The organism is Actinomycetospora succinea (assembly GCF_004363095.1).
Lineage (GTDB): Bacteria > Actinomycetota > Actinomycetes > Mycobacteriales > Pseudonocardiaceae > Actinomycetospora > Actinomycetospora succinea.
Window position 1 is genome coordinate 336,409 of sequence record NZ_SNYO01000004.1, and the last position, 17,512, is coordinate 353,920.

Consider the following 17,512-nt stretch of genomic DNA (forward strand, 5'->3'; position numbering starts at 1 on the left):
CTGACGGCGCTGGCGCCGCTGGCGGCGCGGGTGTGTCCGTGGTTGGTCGACGCGGCGGCCCCCGACCGGGACGAGCCCGAGGACGGCGTCGTCCGGGCGATGACGCTGATCCTGCGCCTGGAGCGGGAGGGCCCGACGCGCACCGCGGTCCTCGAGGCGGCCGCGTCCGCCGCGCTCGCGCTCTGCCTCGACGAGCGCGCCGCCCCCGAGGGGGAGTGGTTCGACGCCGTCGCGACATGGGCGGGCGCCGGGCGCATCCGCAAGCTGTCGCGGCGGGCGCGCACGGCGCACTGGCGCGCGGTGCAGGAGGTGCCGGGCGTGACGGTCGGCGAGCTGGTGCGCGCGCTCGTGCCGGGTCCGGTCGACGACGTGCCCCACGAGGTGCGCCGGCTGCAGATCGGCGGCACCGACCTCCCCGCCGACGAGCCCGGGCCGCCGGCCGCGGGCCGCCCGGTGATCTGGTTGAGCCCCGAGGTCGAGCAGACCGTCGGCAAGGCGGCCGCGCAGGTCGGGCACGCCAGCATGATCCTCGCGACCGTGCTGGCGGCGTCGGGCGACGACCCCGCCGTGGCGCTCGAGGCGTCGGTGCGTCCGGCGTCGAGGGAGGACTGGGCCCGCTGGACCGCCGTCCTCGACGCCGACCCCACGGGTCAGGCCGCGTGGGAGGGCGACGGCGTCGTCCCGGTGCGCGACGCGGGGTTCACCGAGGTCGCGCCCGGGACCGTCACGTGCGTGGCCGCGCGATGACGCGGGTCCTGGTGGCGGGCTCGCGGGTGCGCAGCGAGCGCTCGGACGCCGAGACCCGCCCGCTCGTCGCGGCGCTGCAGGCCCGCGGGGTCGACGCGGACGACGCCCCGTGGGACGACGACACGGCCGGGTGGACCGGCGCCGACCTCGTCGCCGTGCGCACGACGTGGGACTACACCGAGCGCCGCGACGACTTCCTGGCGTGGGCGACGAAGGTCGAGGCGGCGACGCGGCTCGTGAACCCGCTGGCCGTGCTGACCTGGAACAGCCACAAGCGCTACCTCGTCGAGCTGGCCTCCGCCGGCGTGCCCACCGTGCCCACCACCCTGCTCGAGCACGGCTCCGTGGTGCCCGACGACCTCGGCCGCGGCCCCGCGGTCGTCAAGCCCGCGGTGTCCGCCGGCGGCCGCGGGACCCACCTCGGGCACCCCGACGACCTGCGCGACACCGTCGCCGACCTCCTCGGCGTCGGCGACGTCCTCGTGCAGCCGGCGGTCGAGAGCATCGGGCGCGACGGCGAGGTGTCGCTGATCCGCCTCGGGGATACGTGGTCGCACGCGGTCCGCAAGCTCCCCGCGGCCGGCGGCTTCCTCGTGCACGAGAAGCACGGCGGGCGCCTCGAGGACCACACCCCGACCACTCGCGAGGTCGCGGTCGCCGAGTCCGCGCTGGCCCGGGCGCCCGGCGACGTCGCCGCCGCGCGCGTCGACCTGGTCCGCGTCGACGGCGAGCCGGTGGTCATGGAGCTCGAGCTCATCGAGCCCGAGCTCTTCCTCCGCCGCGCCGGCGGGGCGCCCGACCGCCTCGCCGACGCCCTCCTCGCCCGCCTGTCCTGAGTACGAGCGATGCGGCATCGCTGGCGTGTGACACCAGGATCGCCACATGCTCGCTCGCGCGACACGCCGGGTCCGCGCGCGGCACCGAGGTGTTGCAGCGTGGCGGCCACGCTCGCGTTCAACGTGAGGAAAGGCGCCACGATCACCGCGGTGCGATGTGGAGGTGCGCCCGGTGCCGATCCCACGTCAGCCGCAGGTGCCGTCGAGGGCGTGATCGGGCAGAGATCAGGGTCCGGGTGACGAAACCCCGCAGATCTACGGGGTTTCGTCACCCGGACCGCGATCATCGTCCGGGAGGCCCGCCCCGAGCGACGCGTTCGCGGGGTGCCGGGCGCGGGCTGATGTCCGGGCGCGCGGTCCGGCCTCGGCGCCGAGCAGATCGCGACCGCCAGGTGACGCCGTGGGCGTCGTCGGCCCGGCGCAGCAGACCTACCTCCTCGGCCCGCGCGACACCGACGACCCCGCCCGCTGGCGCACCGAGATCGGCCGGCCGGTGTTCCGGACGGCCTGACTCAGGCGCCCCGCAGCCGCTCCAGCGCCCCGCGCACGACCGCCGGGTCCTGGGTCGTCCAGAACGGCGGCAGCGAGCCCCGCAGGAACCCGCCGTACTGCTTGGTGGCGACGCGCGAGTCGAGCAGCGCGACGACGCCGCGGTCGCCCGTGCCGCGCAGCAGGCGCCCCGCGCCCTGGGCGAGCAGCAGCGCGGCGTGCGTCGCCGACACCGTCAGGAACCCGTTGCCGCCGCGCGCGTCGACCGCGCGCTGACGGGCGGAGACGAGCGGGTCGTCCGGGCGCGGGAACGGGATGCGGTCGATCATCACGAGCTGCAGCGACTCGCCGGGCACGTCGACGCCCTGCCACAGCGACAGGGTCCCGAACAGCACGCTCTCCACGTCGGCGGCGAACCTCGTCACGAGGGTGCCGGTGCTGTCGTCACCCTGGCAGAGCACCGTGCCGTCCCAGCGCCCGCGCAGGTCCTCGGCCGCCTGCTTGGCCGCGCGCATCGACGAGAACAGCCCGAGCGCCCGCCCGCCGGCCGCCCGCACGAGCGCCTCGATCTCGTCGAGCATCGCGGGGGAGAGCCCGTCGCGCCCGGGCGGGGGCAGGTGGCGGGCGACGTAGAGGATGCCGGCCTTCGCGTGGGCGAACGGCGAGCCGACGTCGAGGCCGTGCCAGACGAGGTGGGTGGCCGGGTCGTTGCCGTGCCCGGACCCGTCGTCGGGGATCGGCTCGGTGACCTCCCGCGAGCCGCCCGCCGGGAGCCCCCACTGCCGCGCGAGGGCGTCGAACGAGCCGCCGAGCGCGAGCGTCGCCGAGGTCAGCACCACCGTCGAGCGCCCGAACAGCCGCGACGCGAGCAGCCCGGCCACCGACAGCGGCGCGACGTGCAGGGCCCGGACGGTCGACGAGCCCACCTCGCGATCGCTGCACCACACCACGTCCGGGCGGGTCGCCGGGTCCTCGCGGTCGAAGGCGGTGAGCAGGCGCCCGGCGACGTCGTGCACCTCCTCGACCAGCGCCAGCGCGAACTTCCGCGAGGTCGCGTCGTCGTCCCTGCCGCCCTTCTCCCGGTCCGGCCCGAGCGCCTGGCGGCACGCCCACGCCCGGTCGCGGATCGCCGAGAGCATCCGCCCGACGCCCTCGGGCATCCGCTCCCAGCGGCCCGGCACGGCGTCGGCGAGCACGGTGTCGAGACCCTCGCCGGCGTCGAGCAGCCCGTCGGAGATCGCCTGGTCGACGAGCTTGCCGCACCGGCGCGCCGCCGCCGTCACCGTCGCCGCGGTGAGCTCGCCGGTGGCCACCGACGTCACGCGGTCGACGAGGTTGTGCGCCTCGTCGACGACGACGACGTCGTGGTCGGGCAGCACCGCGCGGCCCTCGATGGCGTCGATCGCGAGCATCGCGTGGTTGGTGACGACGATGTCGGCGGCGCCGGCCTGGTGGCGTGCGTGCTCGGAGAAGCAGTCCTCGGCGACCGGGCAGCGCGCAGCCCCGAGGCACTCCCGCGCCGTGACCGACACCTGCCGCCACGCGCGGTCGGGGACGCCGGGGACGAGCTCGTCGCGGTCGCCGGTCGTCGTCTTCTCGGCCCACTCGTGCAGCCGCGTGACCTGCCGCCCGAGCGCCGAGACCTGGAAGGGGTCGAAGAGCTGCTCGTCGACCGGGTCCTCGGCCTGGGCGCTGCTCTCGATCTTGTGGCGGCACAGGTAGTTGGCGCGGCCCTTGAGGATCGCGAACGTCGGCTCCCGGCCGAGCTCGGGCTCGAGGGCCTTGCTCAGGCGCGGGAGGTCGCGGTCGACGAGCTGGGTCTGCAGCGCGATCGTGGCCGTCGCGACTATGACGGCCTGCTCGCCCTCGAGCGCGTGGCGCACCGCCGGGATCAGGTAGGCCAGCGACTTGCCCGTCCCCGTGCCGGCCTGCACGGCCAGGTGCTCGCCGGTCCGCAGCGCGCGCTCCACCGCGGCGGCCATCTGCTGCTGGCCCTCGCGCTCGCTGCCGCCCAGCGCGGAGACCGCCGCCGCGAGCAGCTCGGCCACCGGAGGGGTCCCGGTGACCGTGTCCGTGCTCGCTTCTCCCACGACGGTTCAGACTACGAGCCGGGCCGATCGGTTCCATCGGGAACCGTGGTCAGCGCGGCGAGCCCGTCAGCGTGATGCCGGCGCCGGCCATCTCGTCGGTGGCGCGGGCCGTGGTCTCGGGCAGGACGCCGGCGGTGAGGTCGAGGAGCACCGTGGTCGCGAAGCCGGCGCGCGCGGCGTCGAGGGCGGTGGCGCGCACGCAGTGGTCGGTGGCGATGCCGACGATCTCCACGGCGTCGACGCCGCGGTCGCGCAGCCACGGGGTGAGCGCGTGGCCGTCGGTCGCGTGGCCCTCGAAGGCGGAGTAGGCGGCCTCGAAGCGGCCCTTGGTGAAGACCTCCTCGAGGCGGTGGACGTCGAGGTCGGGGTGGAACGCGGCGCCCGGGTGCCCGAGGCGGCAGTGCGGGGGCCAGGAGTCGACGAAGTCGGGCGTCGACGAGAAGTGGTCGCCCGGGTCCTCGTGGTAGTCGCGGCTGGCGACGACGTGCGCGTACCGGCCGGCCGAACGCCCCAGGTAGGCGCTGATCGCCGACGCCGTCGCGGCGCCGCCGTCGACGCCCATCGAGCCGCCCTCGCAGAAGTCGAGCTGCACGTCCACGACGATGAGTGCGGTCGTCATGGTCCGAGCCTACGAGTGATCGTGGGGGCTTTCCTGACGTTGGTTGTCAGCGTGGCCGCCAGGCTGAAACACACGCCAGCCGGAGACGAGCGGTCGGCGTCAACCGCGACACGCCACTCGATCGTCGGCTGACCGTTCGTCGTACCGCTGTGATTCCTCGGCGCGAACGGCCGCCACCAATGGTGGACGACCGTTCTCCTCACTCACACAGCCCCCATAACGTCACGCAGCGCTACAACACGCCACGGTGCGTGTCGGAACGGTGCGGGGGGCAGTGTGCGCGGGTCGGGGTCCGAGCAGCAGGTACGACGGCGGGGTCGGTCGCTGGGGGAGAAGATCCTCCGGATCGTCCTCGTCGTCGCGACGACCGTCGCGGGGGTGTCGCTCCCGGCGCTCGTGCCCGCGGCGGCGCCGGCGGCCGAGGCCGCGGTGCAGAGCCCGTTCGGCGCGGTCTACAGCTCCGAGCAGAACGGCGCGATCGCGCTCGTCGGCAACAGCTCGATGGACTGCGCCGCGTCGGTCTCGAACTGCACGGCCGCCCGCGCGGGCACGGCCAGCGGCACCGCGCTGAACAACAACACCTACGCCATGCAGTTCACCGACGTCGACGGGGACGCGTCCACGTCGAACTCCTCGACGAGCACGCTCTCGATGCCCGCCGGCTCCGAGGTGCTCTACGCGCGGCTGGTCTGGGGCGGGCGCACCACCGCGGGCAACAGTGGCGTCGCCGCGACCGGCAACACCGCGGCCGTGAAGTTCAAAGCGCCGGGTCAGACCGCCTACACCGGGCTGACAGGCACCACGAAGGGCTTCTCGGCGACGACGCCGACCGCGTCGGACGGCGCGCCGTACCAGGGCTCGATCGACGTCACCGACACCGTCCGGACCGCCGGCAACGGCGTCTACTCGGTCGGCGACATCTCCGCGGCCACCGGCTTCGACCGCTACGCCGGCTGGTCGCTGGTCGTCGCGTACCGGAACTCCTCGCTGCCGTTGCGCAACCTGACGGTGTTCGAGGGCTTCGCCGACGTCACCACGACCTCCACGGCCAACTCGACCGTCGACATCCCGATCTCGGGCTTCCTCACCCCGGCGTCCGGCGCCGTCAACGCCTCGGTCGGCGTCGTCGCCTGGGAGGGCGACCAGGGCACCGCCGGGGACGCGCTGGCGCTGAACGGCACCGCGCTGTCCGACGACACCCGCGCCACGAACAACTTCTTCGACTCCAAGATCAGCGACTCGGGGACGGATCTGCCCGGACGCTCGCCGGGCTACCCGAACAACTTCGGGGTGGACGTGGGCCGGGTGTCGGCCAACAACGTCATCCCGAACGGGGCGACGTCGACGTCTCTGCGTCTGACGACCTCGGGCGACTACTACTACCCGGGCATCGTGACCTCGCAGATCGACCTGTTCACGCCCTCGTTCAACGGGGTCAGCAAGACCGCCGTCGACGTCAACGGCAACAGCCCCGCCCAGCCCGGGGACACCGTCGAGTACACGGTCACGATGACCAACACCGGCGCGGACTCGGCCGACAACGCGATCGTCCGCGACGTCCTGCCGCCGAACATGACCTACGTGCCGGGCAGCCTCGTCCGCACGGCCAATCCCGGGCAGAGCGGCAGCCTCGCGGTGAGCGACGCGGCCGGGGACGACGTCGGCGAGTACACGGCTGCGGACAGAACCGTCCGGACGCGGATGGGGTCCGGGTCCACGGCCACCGCGGGCGGCACGATCGCCCCGAACCAGACCGCGACGTTCAAGTTCCGGGTCACGCTCGACCGTGCCGCCGCCGGCACGGCACCGGCCAACACGCCGCTGCTCGACTACCGCGCGCGGACCATCGGCCGGAACTACACCTACTCCGGCAACACCGTCACCACGCCGGTCACCGCGCTCGCCGACCTGCGGGCGACCAAGACCGGGACCCCGACCGCGCAGGCCGCCGGCGGCACCGTCACCTACATCATCGGCGCCACCAACAACGGGCCGAACGCGACCGGCACCACGACCCTCACCGACACGCTGCCGGCCGGTGTCACCTTCGTCTCGGCGGCCGCGCCCGCCGGGACGACCTGCCAGGCGTCCGGGCAGACGGTCGCCTGCACCGGTGGGTCGACGGGGGTGGGCCAGTCGCTGACGGTGCCGATCACGGCGCGCGTCGCCCCGGGCACGGCGACCGGCGCGGTGACCAACTCGGTGCAGGTCGCCTCGGACACCGCCGACGACGTCACCACCAACAACGTCGCGACGGCCGCCACGCAGGTCTCCCGCAACGCCGACCTGGGCGTCGCCACCGCGATCACGCCGGCGTCGGGCACCGCGGTGCAGGCCGGCCGGAACGCGACCATCGCCGCCACGATCACCAACAACGGCCCCTCGACGGCCGAGGGCGTGGTGCTCTCCACCCCGCTGCCGGCCGGGACCACGTTCGTCTCGGCGTCGATCCCCGGCGGCACGTGCGCCCCGAACGGCGGCACGGTGAGCTGCACGCTGTCCGCGCCGCTCGCGCCCGGGGCCTCGGCCGCCGCGTCCCTCGTGGTCGCCGTCGCCTCGAGCACCACGGCGACGACGCTCGCCGCGACGTCCACGGTCTCCTCGGCGACGCCGGACGCCGTGACCACCAACAACGCGGCGACCGCGTCGGTGCCGCTGACCCAGCTCGCCGACCTGCAGGTCACCGCCACGGGCCCGGCGACGATCAACGCCGGCGGCCGCGTGACCTACACGGTCACCGTCACCAACGCCGGGCCGTCCGACGCCCGCGACGTCACCCTCACCGACACGACCCTCACCCGGCTGACCCCGGTGGACGTCGACACCACGTCGGGTCGCTGCTCGCTGACCTCCAACCCGCCGGGCTGTCAGCTCGGCACCCTGCCGGCGGGCGCGAGCACGCAGATCACCGCCGTCGCCGACGCCCCGTCGTCGCTGCCCGCCGGGCAGCAGGTCGCGAGCGCGCGGGCCGCGACGTCGACGCCGGAGTCGAGCACCGCGAACAACTCGGCCTCGGTGACCAGCACGGTGCGGCGCGTGTCGGACCTGTCGGTCACGCTGACCGGGGGCGCCGCCACCGCGGGCACGTCGACCTCCTACGTCGTCGACGCCCGCAACGCCGGCCCGTCGGACGCGGCGCGCACCGTCGTCACCTCGACCCTGCCCGAGGGCGTCGTGCCGCAGTCGGCCACGTTCGCCGGGGGCACCTGCTCGGTCGCCGGCCAGGTCGTGACGTGCCCGGTGGGGACGCTGACCCTCAACCAGGACGTGCCGATCACGGTGACCGCCCAGGTGGCGCCGACCCGCCCGCCGGGCCCGGCCACGGTCGCCGCCCAGATCACGAGCGACAGCACCGACCCGAACACGGGCAACAACGCCGCGACGTCCACGCTCGGCGTCGAGGTGGCCGCGGACCTCGCGATCAGCGCCGCCGTCGACCAGGCGACCGTCGTCGCGGGCACCGAGGCCGCCTTCACGCTGACCGCGCGCAACAACGGCCCGTCCGTCGGGCTCGGCGCGACCGTCACCGACACGCTGCCCGAGGGCGTGACCGTCCTCGGCGCCACGGGCGGCTCCTGCTCGGTCTCCGGGCGCGTGGTGACGTGCGGGGTCGGCGACCTCGCCCCCGACGCCACGGCCACCGTCACCGTGCGGGTGCGCGTCGACGCCTCCCGGCCGGCGGGCCCGCTCACCGACGCGGCCGCGATCTCCTCGAGCGCGCTGCCCGACCCGAGCCCGTCGAACAACCGGGCGTCGGCGGCCACCGCCGTCGTGACCCGCGCCGACCTGAAGGCCGCGCTGGTCTCCGCGCCGGCCACCACGGTCGCCGGCGGCGAGCCCGGCACGTACACGTTCCGGGTCACCAACACCGGCCCCTCCGACGCCGGCGCCGTCCTCGTCGTCGACGACCTGCCCGCCGGGCTCGTCCCGGTGTCGGCGACGGTCGGCGGCACCGCCTGCACGGTCACCGCCTCGCGCGTGACCTGCCCCGTCGGCACGCTCGCGCCCGGGGCGTCCGCGGACGTCGTGCTCGTCGCGCGCGCCGGCGCCGACACCCCGCCCGGCCCGCTGACCGTCGCGATCACCGCGACCTCCCCGGTGCCCGACCCGACGCCCGGCGACGCCCGCACGACCGCGACCGTCACCGTGACGCAGGCCGCCGACCTCGCCACCGCGGTGGCGGCCGACCCGGCTTCGCTGGGCAACGGCGCGCTCGTCGCCGGCTCGCGGGCGACCTACCGCGTCACGACCAGCAACAACGGCCCCTCGGACGCCGGCGCGGTCGGCTCCACGATCACCCTGCCGGCCGGCGTGACCCCGGTGTCCGCCGCGCCCTCGGTCGGCACGTGCCGGATCACCGGGCAGCAGGTTCAGTGCACCCAGGACGTGCTGCCCGGCGGCTCGTCGGCGACGGTCACGCTGACCGTCGACGTCGCCGCCAACGCGACCGGGCCGCTGGACGTCGCGGCCACGGTGGCCTCGCCGGTGACCGACCCCGTGCCCGGCAACAACCCGTCGACCTCGAGTCTCCCGGTGACGACCGCCGCGGACCTGCGGCTCGCGCTCACCGGCGTGCCCGACCCGGTCCGGGCGGGCACCGCGGAGACCTACACCGCGCTCGTCACCAACAACGGCCCGTCCGACGCGGCCGGCGTCACCTTCGCGATGCCGCTGCCGCCCGGGTTCACGGTGGTGCCCGGCGGGATCTCCTCGCCGCCCGGGACGACGTGCACCGTCGACCCGGCCGGCAGCCCCGTGACCTGCACCCTGAACACCGTCGCGGCCGGCACCACGGTGCCCGTGGTGATCAAGGCGCTGGTGCCGGCGAACCTGCCCGCCGGCGACGTGGCCGTCAGCGCGACCGTCGACTCGCCCACCGCCGACCGGACCCCGGCCGACCGCGCCGCGAGCACCACCACGCGCGTCACCACGTCCGCCGACCTCGGCGTGACGCTGGCCCCGCAGCGCGACAACCCCGAGGCCGGGCAGCCCGCGGGCTACGTGGTCTCGGTGGTCAACAACGGCCCGTCCGACGCGGTCGACGCGGTGTCGCTGACGCCGGTCCCGGCGGGCACCACGGTGACCGAGGCGGTCGCCAGCACCGGGACCTGCGCGGTCACGGGCGGCGAGGTCGTCTGCCCGCTCGGGCGCCTCGCCCCCGGCGCGGTCGCCACCGTGCAGCTCACGCTCGGCCTCGACCCGGCCCAGACCGGGCCGCTCGCCGTGTCCACCGCGGCCGCGAGCGGGACCGCCGACCCGGACCCGGCGAACGACACGGCCGCGGTGACCCAGCCGGTGACCTCGCGCGCCGACATCGCCACGACCGTCGCGCTGACCGGCGGGCCGCCCGTGGCCGGGCAGAACGCCACCTACCGGGTCACGACCACCAACAACGGCCCGGCCGTCGCCACCGGCGTGTCCACGTCCAGCCGCCTGCCGGCGGGCACGACGCTCGTGTCCACGACACCGTCGACCGGCACGTGCACGCCGGGGCAGGGCGCCATCGCCTGCACCTACGGCACGCTCGCGGTCGGCGCCTCGGCGACGGTCGACATCACGGTGGCCGTACCCGCGGACGCCGTCGGCACCCCGCTCGCGATCAGCGGCACCTCGGGCAGCCGCCTGCCCGACCCGGACGCCGCGAACGACTCGGCCACCGCGAGCGTCCCGGTGACCGCGCAGGCCGACCTCGCCGTCGCCGTCACCGGCGTCGCCGGCACCCCGTCGGCGGGCCAGGAGGTCCGCTGGCAGGTCACGGTGGTCAACAACGGGCCCTCGCGCGCCACCGGCGTCACGCTGACCGACCGCTCGCCCGCGGGCGTCCGGATCACCGGCGCCGAGCTCGCCGCGGGGCAGGGCACGTGCCGCCCGGCGGGTGACGCCGCGAGCACGGGGGTCGACTGCACCCTCGCTGACCTCGCGGCCGGTGCGAAGACCGTCGTCACCGTGATCGGCACGGTCGACCCGGGGCTGTCGACGGGCGAGGTGTCCACCTCGGCGACCGTCGCCACCAGCGGCGCCACCGACCCGGTGGGAGCCAACAACACCGCGAGCAGCAGCACGACCACCGGCACCAGCGCCGACCTGCGGGTCACCAGCGCCGTCGGGCCCGACCCGCTCGTCCCGGGCCGCCCGGCGACCTGGACGCTGCAGGCCGACAACCTCGGTCCGTCGACGGCCCGCGGGGTCGTCGTCACCGACACGCTCCCGGACGGCGTCGTCGTCACCCGCGCGAGCGCGGCCGGCCGCGACTGCACGGTCACCGGGCAGCGGGTCGAGTGCGCCGTCGGCGACCTCGACCCGAACGGCGGCGCGACCGTGACCGTCGAGGGCACGGTCGACCCCGGCGTGCTCGGGCCGACGCTGGCCGACCGGGCCGGCGTGCGCTCGAGCACCCCCGACCCCGACACCGCGAACAACGCCGCCAGCGGTGAGGGCCGGGTCGGCCCCAGTGCGGGTGTCGGCGTCGCCGTGGCCGCCCCGCCGGGGCTCACGGCCGGCGCGCCGGCGACCTGGACGGTGACCGCGACCAACGCGGGCCCGTCGGCCGCGAGCGGCGTCGTCGCGACCGTCGCCCTGCCCCCGTCGCTGCAGAAGCCCACCGCGACCGTCGACGGCCGGACCTGCGACATCGCGAACGGGACGGTCACCTGCCCGCTGGGGACGATCGCGCCGGGCGGCCGCGTCGACATCACGATCACCGGCGTCGTCGACCCCGCGTCGACCGCGCCGGACGGCACCCTGACCGCGTCGGTGGTCACGGCCACGCCCGACCCGGACCCGGCCGACGACACGGCCACGGCGACGACCCCGCAGACGGCGAGCGCCGACCTCGGCGTGACGACGACCGTGGCGCCGGAGCCCGCGGTGCCGGGCCGCCCGGTCACGTGGACGACGACCGTCCGCAACCAGGGACCCTCCACCGCGCTCGCCGCGTCGCTGGCCGACACCGTGCCCGAGGGTCTGCGCGACGTCGTGGCGACCAGCTCGGCCGGGCCGTGCACGCTCGACGGCACGATCGCGACGTGCGGCCTGGGCGACCTCGCGCCCGGCGCGACGGCGGTCATCACGGTGACCGGCCTGCTCGACCCGGCCTCCACCGGCGGCCCGCTCGCGCACACCGCGGCGGTCACGTCGACCACGCCGGACCCGCAGCCCGCCGACGACACGGCGACGACGAGCACGGCGGTGACCCCGCTCGGCGACCTCAAGGTCGCGACCGCGGTGACCTCGGGTGCGCCGACGGCCGGCGCGCCGGTCGAGCTCGCCGTCGACGTCACCAACGCCGGCCCGTCGGGCGCCGAGAACGGCGTGCTGGAGCTGACGGTCCCCGACACGATCGTCGCGGACAGCGGCTCGGTGACCACCTCGCAGGGCACCTGCACGCTGACCGGGCGCGTCGTGCGCTGCGAGCTCGGCACGGTGCCCGCCGGAACCACGGTCACGGTCACCGCGCGGGGCACGCTGCGCTCCGACGCCACCACGGTCGCGGTGACCGCCGCGGCGACCAGCTCGACCCCCGACGCCGACCCGGCCGACAACGCCTCGACCGCGTCGTCGACCGTCGGCGACACCGCGGACCTCGCGCTGACGGTGACGCCGCCCGCCGAGGTCGTCGCCGGGGCGCCGGTGTCGTTCCCGCTCGTGCTGGTGAACAACGGGCCCTCGGACGCCCGGGAGGCCGTGGTCCGGGCGGACGTGCCGCCGGGCCTGCTCGACATCGCCGTCAGCGGTGCTCCGTGCTCCGTGACGGGGGCGCAGCTCGTCTGCGCCCTCGGCACGGTGCCCGCGGGCACCCGCATCGAGGCCACGGTCACCGGCCGGGTCGACCCGGCCGCGGCACCCGGGCCGCGCGCCTACGACGTCACGGCGTCGACGGCGTCGAGCGACCCGGACCTGCGCAACAACACCGCGGCGGCGACCACGACCGTCCGGTCGAGCGCGGACCTGGGCGTCACGGCGGCGGTGGCGCCCTCGCCGCTGGTGCCGGGGCGTCCCGCGACGGCGACCGTCACGGTCACCAACGCAGGCCCCTCGGCCGCGGGGGGCACGGTGACCGTGACGCTGCCGGACGGGGTGGAGCTGACCGCGCCGCCGACGGTGAACGGCGTGCCCTGCCGTGTCGTCGGGCGCACCGTCTCGTGCGACGTGCCGGCGGTGGCCCCGGGCGGGTCCCTGCCGATCGAGCTGCCGCTCGCGGTGTCCGCGGCGCTGCCCGGGCCGTCGGTGCCGATCACCGCGGCGCTCGTGTCCCCGGTCGGGGACCCCGACCCGGCGAACGGCACGGTGACCCTGGACGCGCCCGTCGCGGCGCAGGCGGACCTGGCCCTCGCGCTGACCGGGCCGCCGACCGTCGTCGCGGGCACCCCGCTGCAGTACACGGCGACCGCCACGAACAACGGGCCCTCCGAGGCCGCCGACGTGGTGATCACCCAGGAGCTGCCGGCGGGCCTCGAGGGGGTCACGGCGACCGCCTCGCAGGGCACCTGCACGGTCACCGGGACGACCCTGACCTGCCGGATCGGCATTGTGGGGCCCGGCGCCGCGGTGCGGGTGACGATCACCGCCGCGGGCACGCTGACCGCGGACGCGACGGGTCCGATCACCTCGTCGGCGACGCTCGCCTCGCCGACGCCCGGGGACGCCGGCGGCCGCACCGCGACCGTGAGCACCCCGGTGACGACGTCGTCCGACCTCGCGGTGTCGGTGGCGGGACCGGCCGACCCGGTGCCCGGCACCCCGGTGACCTACACCGTCGGGCTGCGCAACGACGGCCCGTCCACGGCCCGCGACACGGCGCTGCGCCTCGACCTGCCCGCCGGTCTGACCGACGTGCGGATCACCGCACCGCCGGGGGTGACGTGTGACGCGGCGGCGCTGACCTGCACCGTCGGCGACCTGCGGCCCGGCGTGGACGGTGCCGTGACGGTCACCGTCACCGGCACCCTGCCGCCGGGGGCCGCGGGCGCGGTCGCCGCGTCCGCGACGGCCACGACCGCCACCCCGGACCCCGACCCCGGCAACAACACGGCCACGGCGGGCGGCACCGCCGTCGCGGGCGCCGACCTCGCCGTCGCCCAGACGGTCGGGCCGGACCCGCTGGTCGCCGGCGGCCCGGTGACGTGGACCGTGCGCGTCGGCAACCTCGGCCCGTCGACCGCGACCGACGTCGTCGTCGACGACCTGGTGCCCGACGGCGTCACCGACGTGGTGTTCCGCGGGCCCGCCGGGGTGACGTGCGACGGGACGCGCTGCACGATCCCGTCGCTGGCCCCGGGCTCGCTCGAGCTCACGCTCAGCGGCACCCTGGCGCCCGGCGCGACCGGGCAGGTCGAGAACGCCGTCTCGGTGGCGTCCGCGACCACCGACCCGGTCGCCGACAACGACCGCAGCGTGCTGGCCACGCCCGTCACGGGCGCGGCCGACCTGAGCACCCGGATCGTCGGCCCGAGCGGCCCGGTCACGGCGGGCAGCCCGTTCACCTACCAGGTGTCGGTCGGCACGAGGGGCCCGTCGACGGCCGGCGACGTGGTGGTCAGCCTGCCCAACCCGCCCGGCGTGCTGATCCAGGGTGCGCGCGCGTCGCAGGGCACGTGCGCGGTGGAGGCCGGCACGCTGGTCTGCCGCCTCGGTGACGTCGCGCCGGGGGTGACGCCGACGATCACGATCGACGCGGTCGCCGACCCGGCGGGTCCCGGTGGCGCCAGCCCGGCGACGGTGACGGTGACGTCCTCGACGCCGGACCCGACGCCCGGGGACGCGACGGCGACGGCCACGGCGACGATCGAGCGGTCGGCGGACGTGGCGATCACGAGTGCGATCTCGCCCGCACCGGTGGTGCCGGGGCAGGCGGCGGTGCACACGCTGACCGTCACCAACAACGGCCCGTCGACCGCCACCGACGTCGCCGTCACCGACCGGCTCCCGGCCGGGCTGCGCGGCAAGCAGCCGATCACCGCGGTGGGGACGTGCACGCTCGACGGCGACCTCGCGCGGTGCGCGCTCGGCACGCTCGCGCCGGGGCAGACGGTGACCGTCGAGGTGCCGGTGACGGTCGACCCGGCGGCGTCGCCGGACGCGCTCACCACCAGCGCCACGGTCACGTCGACGACCCCGGACCCGGACTCCGCGAACAACGCGACGACCCTGCCGGGCGCGGCCGCGCCGGTCGCCGACCTCGGCGTCACGACGGTGGCGACCACGCCGTCGGCGGTGCCCGGGCAGGAGGCGTCGTGGACGGCCACCGTGACCAACCGCGGCCCGTCCGCGGCGGTCGGCGGGTACGTCGACCTCGTCGTGCCGCCGGACCTCACCGGCGTCGTCGTCGACGCTCCGGCCGGGGTGACCTGCGGGCCGGTGCAGAACGGCCGCATCACCTGCGACCTGGGCGCAGTCCCGCCGGACGCGACCATCCCGATCACGGTGCGCGGCACGCTCGCGCCGACCGCGACGACCGCGCCGGTGCTCGGCGTGGCCGTCGGGGCGGGTGGCTCGACCGACCCGGACCCGACGAACAACGGCTCCTCGACCGGCGTGGAGGTCCGGGCGCAGGCCGACCTGGCGCTGACCAAGCGGGCGGTGACCCCGGTCGTCGCCGGCGACGACGTGACCTGGGAGCTGACGGTCCGCAACGCGGGCCCGGCGACCGCCGTGGCGCCGCTGCTGACCGACCGGCTGCCGGCCGGGGTGACCACGGTCCGGACCGGCGACGTCTCCTGCGACACCACCGGCGGCGCGGTGCGCTGCCCGCTGGCGGACCTGCCGGCCGGCCAGGAGCGGACCGTGCGGATCACGGCGCGCGTCGACCCCGGGCCGTCGGCGACGCCGCTGGCCAACGGGGCGACGGTCACGGCGACGAGCCCGGAGCCGAACCCCGCGGACAACGCCGCAGAGACGTCCGACCCGATCGCGCGCCGGACCGCGCTGGCGGTGACCAAGACCGCCGACCGGGACGACGTGCCGGTCGGGGAGGCGATCACCTGGACCGTCACGGCGCGCAACGACGGGCCGTCGGTGGCCACGGGCGTCACGGTCGTCGACGACCTGCCCGGTCGCGGCGTGCAGGACCCGGACGACCCCGAGGCCACCGTCGCGGTGGTCGGCGCGGACAGCCCGGCCTTCGACGCCCGCCGCGGCGTCTGGACCGTGGGGACGCTCGCGGTGGGGGAGACCCGCACCCTGGTGCTCACCGCCCGCGTCGTGTCGCCGGGCGACCTCACCAACCGCGTGTCGATCGGGCCCGACGGCGACCAGGTGTCGGCGCCGGGGACCGGGACGCTGCCGCCGTGCCCGCCGGGGCAGGCGTTCGGGCCGTGCCAGCCCGGGGGTCCGGGCGGACCGGGCGGACCGGGCGGACCGGGCGGACCGGGCGGACCCGGGGGCCCGGGCGGACCGGGCGGACCGGGCGGACCGGGCGGTCCTGGTGATCCCGGGGGGCCGGGTGACGGACCAGGTCAGGGCCCCGGCTCCGGCGACATGCCGATCCCCGGCGGCTCGGGGACCACGAACACCGGCGGCAGCGCGTCGGCCGGCTCCTCGAGCGACGCCTCGAACAGCACCACCGCCGCGGCCGGCGCGACCGCCCCGTCGCCCGACATCACCCCACCGGGGGGCTGGCTGGCCTACACCGGCGTCTGGGTTCTGCCGATCTTCATCGCGGGGCTGCTGTTCGTGGGCGGCGGGATCGGGCTGCTGCTGGTCGCGCGTCGCCGTCGTCGGGTGCACGGGGGGATGCAGGGATGAGCGAGCAGACGACACGCGATCTCCGCGACGACGAGGTCGCGCCCCTCCCGCCGGCGCCCGACCGGACCGACCGCCGGCTCCGGTGGGCGGGGGAGATCCTCGTGACGATCGGCGTGGTCCTGGTGCTGTTCGTGGTCTACGAGGTGTGGGTCACGAACTGGATGACCGCCGACCGCCAGCAGACCGCGTCCGAGGAGCTCGCGCGGTCCTGGGTGGGCGCGCCGACCGCGGCCGCACCCGTCGCGACGGCCGCCCCGGAGGAGGGCACGCCGACGGCGCGCCTGACGATCCCGTCGCTCGGCGCGGGGCACTCGTGGGTGGTGGTCGAGGGCACGTCGCAGGACGACCTGCGCACGGGCCCCGGTCACTACACCGGGTCGGCGCAGCCCGGGCTGCCCGGCAACTTCGCCGTCGCCGGGCACCGGGTCGGGCGGGGCGCGCCGTTCAACGACCTCGGCGAGCTGGAGTCCTGCGCGCCGCTGGTCGTCGAGACCGCGCAGGGCTGGGCGGTGTACCGGGTGCTGCCGCACGCGGACGAGGCCGCCACGTGGGCGACGGGACGTGGGCGGGCGCCGCAGTGCCGGGGACTCGCGCCGATCGACGGGGTGCCGGGCGAGGAGATCGTCACCCCGCGCGACGTCGGCGTCATCGCTGCGGTGCCGAACCGCCCCGGCGCCGCCCCGGCCGGGTCGCTGATCACGCTCACGACCTGCCACCCCAAGTTCTCGGCCCGCCAGCGGCTGGTCGTGCACGGGGTGCTCGACCGGTTCGTGCCCCGCGTGCCGGGCGGCGGGGCGCCCGCCGAGCTGGCGAACTGAGGAGGAGGACGCCGTGTACGAGAAGCTCTGGACGCTGCTGCCCGGGCCGCCGGCGCTGCGGGTCGCCCTCGCGGTGCTCGCGGCCGCCGCCGTGGTCCTGCTGCTGATGACCGTCGTGTTCCCGGCCGTGGAGACGCTCCTCGTGCCGGGCGACGTCGCCTTCGGCTGAGG

Annotated in this window: 7 protein-coding genes; 5 read left to right on the forward strand and 2 right to left on the reverse strand. The window is 76.4% G+C overall.

Features of this window, described 5'->3' with window-relative positions:
• Both EV188_RS16720 and EV188_RS16725 read left to right on the forward strand, forming a co-directional pair.
• Positions 1 to 747 (forward strand): peptidyl-tRNA hydrolase, encoded by a 747-nt coding sequence (locus EV188_RS16720; RefSeq protein WP_424922931.1) that lies wholly within the window; start codon positions 1 to 3, stop codon positions 745 to 747.
• The gene (locus EV188_RS16725; protein ID WP_133827404.1) at positions 744 to 1,583 is read left to right on the forward strand and encodes an ATP-grasp domain-containing protein; all 840 of its coding nucleotides are present in this window, start codon (positions 744 to 746) and stop codon (positions 1,581 to 1,583) included. The genes EV188_RS16720 and EV188_RS16725 overlap by 4 nt, the downstream gene beginning before the upstream one ends.
• Positions 1,584 to 2,095: 512 nt before the next feature.
• Here EV188_RS16725 and EV188_RS16735 read toward each other — a convergent pair.
• Together EV188_RS16735 and EV188_RS16740 are read right to left on the reverse strand one after the other, a co-directional pair.
• Positions 2,096 to 4,162: an ATP-dependent DNA helicase gene (locus EV188_RS16735; RefSeq protein WP_133827405.1), complete on the reverse strand. Its 2,067-nt coding sequence runs from the start codon at positions 4,160 to 4,162 to the stop codon at positions 2,096 to 2,098.
• 49 nt (positions 4,163 to 4,211) lie between these two features.
• Complete coding sequence (locus EV188_RS16740; RefSeq protein ID WP_133827406.1) at positions 4,212 to 4,781, reverse strand: isochorismatase family protein; 570 nt, start codon at positions 4,779 to 4,781, stop codon at positions 4,212 to 4,214.
• 276 nt (positions 4,782 to 5,057) lie between these two features.
• Between EV188_RS16740 and EV188_RS32265 the strand changes: the two genes are divergently transcribed.
• From EV188_RS32265 to EV188_RS31700, 3 genes are read left to right on the forward strand one after another with little or no spacing between them, the layout of a single operon-like run.
• Complete coding sequence (locus tag EV188_RS32265; RefSeq protein WP_133827407.1) at positions 5,058 to 16,523, forward strand: DUF11 domain-containing protein; 11,466 nt, start codon at positions 5,058 to 5,060, stop codon at positions 16,521 to 16,523.
• The gene (locus EV188_RS16750) at positions 16,520 to 17,341 is read left to right on the forward strand and encodes a class E sortase (RefSeq protein ID WP_133827408.1); all 822 of its coding nucleotides are present in this window, start codon (positions 16,520 to 16,522) and stop codon (positions 17,339 to 17,341) included. The genes EV188_RS32265 and EV188_RS16750 overlap by 4 nt, the downstream gene beginning before the upstream one ends.
• 13 nt (positions 17,342 to 17,354) lie before the next feature.
• Positions 17,355 to 17,510, forward strand: a complete 156-nt coding sequence (locus EV188_RS31700) for a hypothetical protein (RefSeq protein ID WP_166659924.1) — start codon at positions 17,355 to 17,357, stop codon at positions 17,508 to 17,510.
• Positions 17,511 to 17,512: the final 2 nt, after the last annotated feature.

What these genes read in the sequence shown, in the direction of transcription:
- EV188_RS16725 (WP_133827404.1), top strand. Translation starts at nt 744, where the DNA reads ATGACGCGGGTCCTGGTGGCGGGCTCGCGGGTGCGCAGCGAGCGCTCG.
- EV188_RS16740 (WP_133827406.1), bottom strand. Translation starts at nt 4,781, where the DNA reads ATGACGACCGCACTCATCGTCGTGGACGTGCAGCTCGACTTCTGCGAG.
- EV188_RS16750 (WP_133827408.1), top strand. Translation starts at nt 16,520, where the DNA reads ATGAGCGAGCAGACGACACGCGATCTCCGCGACGACGAGGTCGCGCCC.